The organism is Leptolyngbya sp. FACHB-261, from assembly GCF_014696065.1.
In the GTDB taxonomy this organism is placed as follows: Bacteria; Cyanobacteriota; Cyanobacteriia; order FACHB-261; family FACHB-261; genus FACHB-261.
Genome location: NZ_JACJPL010000014.1, coordinates 1 through 7,779 on the forward strand (window position 1 = coordinate 1; position 7,779 = coordinate 7,779).

Here is a 7,779-nt window from a genome sequence, read left to right on the forward strand (position 1 = left end):
ACCGATTCACCAAGCTTAAATTTGGGCTGAGGTAGGAAAATGGGTATAACCTCAGGCAGAATGACGGGTGGCATCTGGAGTAAACTCTCAGACATAAAGGCTTCCTTTCGTTGAGTTTATGAGCAGGACTGTAGATGTGGCATTCCAGTCTGGATTGTCTATATTTTGATCTTAGAAGCTTAATTATGGCTCTAAAAACTAGTGCCAAATCTTATTTTTACCTGAGAACTTGAGCTTAAAATTGTATGGCCTTATCTACAGGTTTCTATCCAAATTCTCAGCAAAAACCAAGGTAAATTCAGCTCTATTGAATATGTAATCAACGGCCCTTCTGGACCGTTGCCTCAAATTGTTTCTATTAGTTAACGGCCCTCTAACCTTATTGCCTCACTCTTACTGGACTGTTACCCTTAGCGGCGTTGTAGTACCATCCAGCATTCTCGCCTTAGGTCTTGCGGCTCAAGTCTCGCACCTCAAGTTTTAGCGACAGAGGTGACCGATAACCGCTTGCCATAGTTGTTCGTCAGAGCATAGGGCAGCACCAGACTGCGCAGGAGTAAAAACAGGGATCGAAGTTCACCGGGTGTCTGACGGTGCTGCCATTGGCCCGGTCGGCAGAACAGCAGTTCCACCAGTTGACGATGTTGAGCCAGACTCAAGGTTTGGAAACAAACTGAAATCAGAGGGTAGGTCTCTGACTCCCAACCAGCCATTCCCTCTTCTTGCATGCTGTCCAACTGAGTGACCGTGGCCCGCAGGTGCAGACCTTCTTCCATTAGTTCCAAATCCACCGGTAGGGGCAGCTGGCGCAAGAGCAACGGTTTGAGCAACGACCGTGCCCCAGACTGAGTCAGTACCAGTTGCGCACCTGACTCAGATAGGTTATCAGTCTGCCCCCAAAAGGTCTGGTCGCCGACCCTGAGCTTCACAGTACGGTGCAAGTTAAAGCGTTCAAAGCGCTCGCGTTTAGGCACATCCATCATCACCAGCAAGGCGACACCGAGTGCCAACACGTTGTAGCTGCTCCAGACCCAGCCCAGCGCAAGGCCTTTGAGACCCGTTGCATTGCCTGCCTGAGCGTAGAGAATTGTGTTGCTCAGGTTCATCCACAAACTGGCAGCACTCAGGACAAAGAAGATCAGCAGCGGCCAGGCCAGATTGAAGTTGAAGCTGATCTGGTCGCTCTGCGTGCCTTTAGGCGTCACTTTGAACCCCTTACCGAAGGGATTCAGCAGCGTCTGAACGATAGTGACACACAGCGGGAAGGTGAGTATCAGGTCATACACATCGGACAATACCAAGGAGCGGCTGCGACCATTGAGCCAGCTGAAGGCAACCAAGTTCAGCAAGTAGTAGGGCAGGAAATAGTCCAACACGCCCATGAGTGAGGAACGCACCGGAATCACGCCCAGAAACGAATACAGCAGAGGGGCCAGTAAAAAGCCCACACGCGAAAGGCTGGTAAACCAGTGGAAGATTCCAGAAAAGTGGGCGAGCCTTTGCACAGGTCGCAGTCCCGGCAGCGTGAGGGGGTTGTCTTGCACAAAGAAGGCTTGGAGCGTCCCCTGTGCCCAACGCAAGCGCTGCAAGGCATAATCAGCCATATTGTCTGGAGCAGCCCCGGCACTGAGCTTCTCATCCAGGTAAATCAGCCTGTAGCCTCCAGCAGAGAGACGAACTGCGGTGAAATAATCTTCGCTCAGCGATTGAGTCACAAACTGCCCGCCCACTGCCTCCAGAGCACTGCGTCGCATGACAAAGGAGGTTCCAGCACAGACCACGCTGTCTGTGCCATCACGCGTGGGCTCGATCTGCCGATAAAACACTTCCTGCTCCGGCGTCAGAACACTCTCTAGCCCCAAATTGCGGGCAACAGGATCGGCAGCATAGAAACTCTGCGGCGTCTGGACCAAGGCCACGCTCTTGTCCTGGAAAAACCCCACGGTGCGCGTCAAGAAGTTCCGAGTGGGCACAAAGTCGGCATCAAAGCAGACAATCAACTCTCCCGAGGTCAGGAGAATGGCATGGTTGAGGTTTCCTGCCTTGGCGTGCTGGTTTTCCGAACGGGTGAGGTACTCGCAGCCCAACTCCTGAGCCAATGCCTTCATCACAGGCCGGCGAGTGTCGTCGAGCAAATAAATGCGCACGTTGGCATAATCTAGAGCCTGGCAGCCAATGATCGTGCGCCGGACAATGAATTCTGGCTCGTCGTAAGTGGGAATCAGGATATCAACGCTGGGTGTGAACTGCCCCGACGCGACCACCTGAGAAACTTGATCCGCTTCAGAACGGCGGTCGCGGGCCGCCAGCAGCAATGCCCACTGCACTGCACCGTTAATCACGACCAGCATCTCTAGGGCGAACAGCCCGAGGCTAACTGTGGCGTTGAGAGAGTCACTCAAGTTGAGGGTCGTGAAGCGCCAACCTACGTAGCGCAGCAGCAAAACCAGAAACAGGCCGATGACTAACCAGCGCGACCAGAAACGGGGCTGAGGCGATGCTTGGATAATTGCCAGGGTCAGTAAGGGAAGCGCCACCGCAGGCAGGGTCAGAAGTTTGGCTGTCTGCTCCAATACCGAAAGCCACCAGGGCTTGACCTCAGTAATCGCAGCCATGCCGCCCATTAATTCTGAGGTCTGGTTATTCATTTTCAGCTGAAGCAGAACCCCCAGACCTGCTAGCAAGATCACTGCCAGCATTGCTAGAAGTGCCCACCGCAATCTCTTGGTCCGAAAGGTTTGGCTAGTAGAACCCTGGCTGTCCATCTCTGGAATTTCCATATTTTCTATAAAACGTAGAAAGAACTTAGAAAAGCATTGAATTGAGAAAGAGCAAAAAGTTTAGAGCAGAGAGGCACATAAATTGAAATTCTGAGAGTCTAATTTTTAGGGCAACCAAGCACGTTTTTGACTCGCTGCCCTGTCATAGGTAATGGCGCTAAATTCTCTACTTATCTTGATAGGGATCCGAGAGAGTCGGCAGCATTCAGGCGGTCTCGACGTGGCTTAGTTCGCAGATAATGGTCATAAGCTGCGCAGAACCAGGCAGAGGTCAAGAGAAAGAAGTTTTTGTCGAAGCTAGGGGCATTGTTTGGGAAAAGCCCGTCAGGTCCCACAAAGCCAAACGCTAGCAGGAAGCTGAACAACAGCAGCATCATGACCAGACCGGCCCAGCGGACCCAACGATTGAGCAGAAATAAGAAGCCAACCGCTAATTCTACTGGGCTTAGAAGGTAAGCATAGGGCAGCGAAAGCAATGCTGGCAGTGGCCCGATGCCTTCGAATTTAAATCCCCATAAACGTAGTTTGGCAGTAGTCAAGGTTTCAAGAATTCCGCCTTGATCATAGAAATGAATTGTATTAGCAATTGCAGAAAGTATAAAAAATACGCCTAAGAGAATTCGTGTCGTCGTCACTACAGTCTTGAGTGAGAACAGCCGGTCTAACAAGGCGCTCTGCTCGTGATTCATAACAGCCATTTCAGAACCTCCAATTAGGGCAAGGTAGGGCAGTTCGGCGATTGAGTGGGCTGAATTAGCGAACTAAAAGTTTGACTTTAGCAAGGTCTGCAACACTAAATTTCGATGAATTGAGCTTGCAATTATTTCTGGACTGGTAGCACTTGATCCACTAAAGCGGGTAAACCCGTTGGCTGCCAAACTTGTCTAAATTGAGCAGGCTGAATGGCTCGCCAAACCAATAGACTGCTGCTCATCAGAACACCCGCTGCTACTGCACCACCTGCCCATCGCAGCACTTGAGAGGGTTTCTGGTTCTTGGTCCCAGAATTACTATGGTGCTGGAAGATTTCATCGGTTAACCATTCGGTAGTTGCTTTGAAGTTGTGTACGGAATTAGGCAACAACTCCAGATAAGTACCCTGCCGAATTAGATGTCCTAATCTCCCTCTAATCTCAACTCGGTCAAAGAGGTTGGCAACGCTCTCTCCGAGCCCTAATTTCATTAGGGTGCCGCGCAGATGAACGACAGAAGGTTGTAGATCATTGCCTGTGGAAAACGCTTTCAGGTTACGAGCAATTGCAGCTCCCTGCTGATAAGCCACTTGAGCAGTCAACGGCAGAGAAAAATCTTCCTGAGCAATGCAATCGCCACCCGCAAATACCTCAGGAAACTCGGGTATCTGTAAGGTAGGCATAACCCGAACCCGACCAGACGTGTTACGGTGTGCCTTGGAGATTGCTAACTCCTTGAGCAAAGGGTGAGTGGCATTGCCCGCTGTCCAAATTGTGGTTGCTGCGGGCAAAATTTCGAGCTGGCCGTTTCGTTGGTACTCCACCTGCTCAGGCCGAATCGCACTCACCGCCACTTCTGAACGCAACTCCACTGGGACTGTGCGCCGTTGTAGCGATGCCAAAGCCGTATCCCGCAACTGGCTGTTCACATCACCTTTGAGAATGTCTTTGCTGCGGTTGAGCAGGACTACCTGAATTTCTTGAGGGAGCCCCCCTAGCTTGCTGTACCAAAGGGGCAATAGATCCGCCAGAGTTGCTGCCATTTCCACGCCAGCAGGACCAGCACCTACGACAGCGACGGTCAGCAAGCGACGGCGTTGTAAAGGGTCTTGGAGCTGACTGGCTTGTTGGAGACAACGGCGCAAGTGCTCGCCTAAAGCCATAGCATCGTCCCCAGTTCGGAAGGGGAACGAGTTTTCTTTAGCTCCCTCGACACCGAAATAGCCAACGGTGCTACCCAACGCCAGCACCAAGTTGCCATAGGTGTAACGCAACCCCGAAGTCAGCTTCACCTGTCGCTGCGATAGGTCAATCGTCTGAATCGTGTCTTGAACAAAGGTTACGCCTTCGCAGTTTAGAAGCTCACCAAAACGCGGCCAAACCTGGTCTGTGCTCATCTCACCGCTCAGAAACTCATAGAGCAAAGGCTTGAAGATAAAGCGTTCCTTCTGGTCAATCAGAACAATCGGTTGAGAGTAGCGCTGGTGGCACAGGTGTAGGGCCGTAAATAGCCCTGTAAAACCACCACCTAGGACGACTGTGGGATGGACTGTTTGCTTCAAGTGTTAGGTCCTCATTCACATTAGCGCTCAATCCAGGGAGAGCAGGTCCACACATAGAGTTGCGCCTTTTAGAATCACAGCGGCTTTCTGTCCTGTGAACACCGCTACACGGTCCTTAAACAGAAGCCGCCGCAATTGAGGTCAGGCTTTACTGAGCACTGGCGGTGCTCGCAGGACGCAACAGCGCGTAGCCGAAAGTTGCATTAGCCATGCGGCACCAAACAGAGACCGATTTGAAATTCGCCAGGTTAACTGAGTCAGGAATTGGATAGCGCTGCGTACCGCTGTAGCTCTGCAATTTGCCTAAGTTGATATAGCTCCCTGAAGTTGTAGCACTGTAGGATTGGGGCGGCCGATCAGCAGTCGTCAGGAGGACATGCAGATCCGGCCCACCTGTATCAGTTCTAAATGCAGAGCTCAACTCCAAAAAGCGATGCCCACCCTGGCGTACAATCCGAACCGTCCCAGCAGTTGGTTTTTCTGCTGCTGCAAAGGTTCCTGTCATCAGAGCAGTAATCTGGCTTTGAGCAACAAGTTCTGAATCTCTAGCCGCAGGGGGAAGAGCTTCCCGTTCCCCGAAGGCATGGCCTGGACTTGAAAGGACAGGGGTCAAAAAAGCAGCAAAACCGAGCAGGAGCAGAGGGATCAACTTCATTGAGCGTAATTCCTTAAATGGTGCTCGCTAACGCCAGGATCTAGATCCTTCTAGGCTTGTTAGCTTCTCGACTTAAGCAAACCACTTGAAGATGAATTTTCCCTTAGAATCCTGTTAAAGATGGTGGAACAGAATTCTTTTTAGTTGTGAATTTTGAAATAGCCAATATCACACCAATTCATTCTCAAGAAGCTTGAAGCCAGAGCCAGCATATTTCCAGGATTTCAAACAACCATCTAGCAACCAGGTTGCTCCAGCCAGTAAGAGCTTCGGCTCCAATTTAGTTAGAGGCTAGGTTAGCGACAATCTAAACTTAAATCGCCTAAGACATTACCTCACTTCAAAGTCAAGAAGGTTTTGTCAATCTGCAAATATACTGTTCAGCATGTGTGTAAGAATTTAATGGTTTTCATACTTAGAGGATGTCCAATTCACAATGAGAGGCATCTCCTTGGTGCTCTCAACCATATCTGTGCACTATTTCGTACTCTGCCTTGAACCCCACTGAGTCTCTAACCAGTCACAAATGGCCTGACAGCTCTCAGCGCCTTGCGGTTCCTGCAGGCGTTGTTGTAGAGAGGCTTCGGCCCAAGCAGGAATCGCACGGGGACGACCTGAGCGAGCTTTGCGCTTGAGCAACTCGTATAAGCCTCATGCTCGGTAGGCACGCAGCCATTCCTGTAAGGTGGCTCGGTTCCGTCCCAACACAGAAGCGGCCTCCTGCACAGTTTTCGCTTGCTGGCTTTTCAATAGGTACAACAATTAAATCTGTTCTTTGCCAGATGCTGTTTTTTGCTGGCTCAGCAGTTGCTTGGGGTCATCTTCACTTTCTTGAATCTATAGTTTGTAAATTCCTGCCATATCCTATGGTTGAACTCTACACAAGTTTTACACTATCTGTCGTCTCTATTTGGAGAATTGGTATAACTTCTGGAAGCGGACGTTGTGTTCTCACAGGGCCATCTCACAAGCACGTTTCTGTCAATAACCTGACAGCTAGCGATCTTCACTAGACACAGATCATCTTGGAGGCTAAGCTGACTACTTGCTGCGTTTGTGCAGTGACCTTGTTTGCCGTAATGTTGTTATGCCGAGATCGCCCCTCAGTCTCAGTTGTAGGAGCGATCGCGCAGCGGTGTTTGACGACAAATAGGCATTAAGTCGCTGGCTGAAACAGTTCTAGACCAATGCCATCGGGATCTGTGAAGTATGCAAAGGTTGCACCCTTGAGCCCTGGCGAATTGTCTTCGTCTGTGAAAGTGTGGGGTGGAGCAAGAAACTGAATGCCTTTTGCTGTCAACTGCTCATAAACAGCATGGATGTCTGAAACTTCAAAGGCAATATGAATTGAGCCAACGTCTGCACCGGCGCGTGTATTGTCTGCCCCTTGCGGTTGTTGCCACTCAATCAGTTCGAGAACGGTGTTGCCCAACTTGATCAGACAAAATCGGACTCGCGCCCCCTCGTCTCCCATGACCCTTGCTAATCCAGGACCATACATATTATTGACAAACTCTAATTCACCGCCTGTGAGATCTCGATAAAATTCGATCGAGCGATCGAGGTTACGAACAGAAGCGCCAACATGATTTACATGATTGAGTTGCATTCTCATACTCCTTTTTGGATTACATGCTGAGTGTTCGATTGCTCAAGTCACACGGTGACGTCGGCCGCTACCGTTGCAAACATCTCAATAACTTTTAGCGCAAATACTGGGATATCTGCAGGATTACGAGCAGTGACTAGTTTGTTGTCAATTACAACGGCATGGTCAATCCAGCTTGCTCCCGCATTCATCAAATCTTTCTGAAGAGAAGCCCACGAAGTGACAGTGCGTCCCTTAACCACATCTGCCTCAATCAACATCCAGGGACCATGACACATGGTTGCAACTGGCTTGCCTGCATCAAAAATGCTCTAGTAAGCTGAACAGCATCTGGATTGATGCGAAGCAGGTCAGGGTTAACGATGCCACCTGGAATATAAAGCGCATCATACTCACTAGAACGCGCCTCACTCAGAAATCTATTTACTGGAAACTCGTCTCCCCAGTCTGGAAATTGCAATGCTTTGATTGCTTCTTCCTG

At 50.2% G+C, this 7,779-nt stretch carries 6 protein-coding genes and 1 pseudogene; all 7 read right to left on the reverse strand.

Annotated features, from left to right (window positions below):
- Positions 1–473: 473 nt before the first annotated feature.
- The 7 genes and pseudogenes from H6F94_RS06125 to H6F94_RS33520 all read right to left on the reverse strand — a co-directional run bounded on the left by H6F94_RS06125 (position 474) and on the right by H6F94_RS33520 (position 7,758).
- Positions 474–2,780, reverse strand: a complete 2,307-nt coding sequence (locus H6F94_RS06125; protein ID WP_190801344.1) for a glycosyltransferase family 2 protein — start codon at positions 2,778–2,780, stop codon at positions 474–476.
- Positions 2,781–2,950: 170 nt separating this feature from the next.
- On the reverse strand, positions 2,951–3,478 hold the full coding sequence (locus tag H6F94_RS06130) for a MauE/DoxX family redox-associated membrane protein (RefSeq protein WP_190801345.1): 528 nt from the start codon (positions 3,476–3,478) through the stop codon (positions 2,951–2,953).
- Positions 3,479–3,600: 122 nt separating this feature from the next.
- Positions 3,601–5,034 carry an NAD(P)/FAD-dependent oxidoreductase gene (locus H6F94_RS06135; RefSeq protein WP_190801346.1) on the reverse strand — a complete coding sequence of 478 codons (1,434 nt, stop codon included), beginning with the start codon at positions 5,032–5,034 and terminating at the stop codon, positions 3,601–3,603.
- 148 nt (positions 5,035–5,182) lie between these two features.
- Complete coding sequence (locus tag H6F94_RS06140; RefSeq protein WP_190801347.1) at positions 5,183–5,689, reverse strand: DM13 domain-containing protein; 507 nt, start codon at positions 5,687–5,689, stop codon at positions 5,183–5,185.
- Positions 5,690–6,340: 651 nt separating this feature from the next.
- Positions 6,341–6,451: a helix-turn-helix domain-containing protein gene (locus tag H6F94_RS33515; protein WP_396426421.1), complete on the reverse strand. Its 111-nt coding sequence runs from the start codon at positions 6,449–6,451 to the stop codon at positions 6,341–6,343.
- A gap of 394 nt (positions 6,452–6,845) precedes the next feature.
- Positions 6,846–7,298, reverse strand: a complete 453-nt coding sequence (locus tag H6F94_RS06150) for a VOC family protein (protein ID WP_190801349.1) — start codon at positions 7,296–7,298, stop codon at positions 6,846–6,848.
- A 47-nt stretch (positions 7,299–7,345) separates the two neighbouring features.
- Positions 7,346–7,758 (reverse strand): annotated as a pseudogene (locus H6F94_RS33520) (DJ-1/PfpI family protein).
- Positions 7,759–7,779 lie beyond the last annotated feature (21 nt).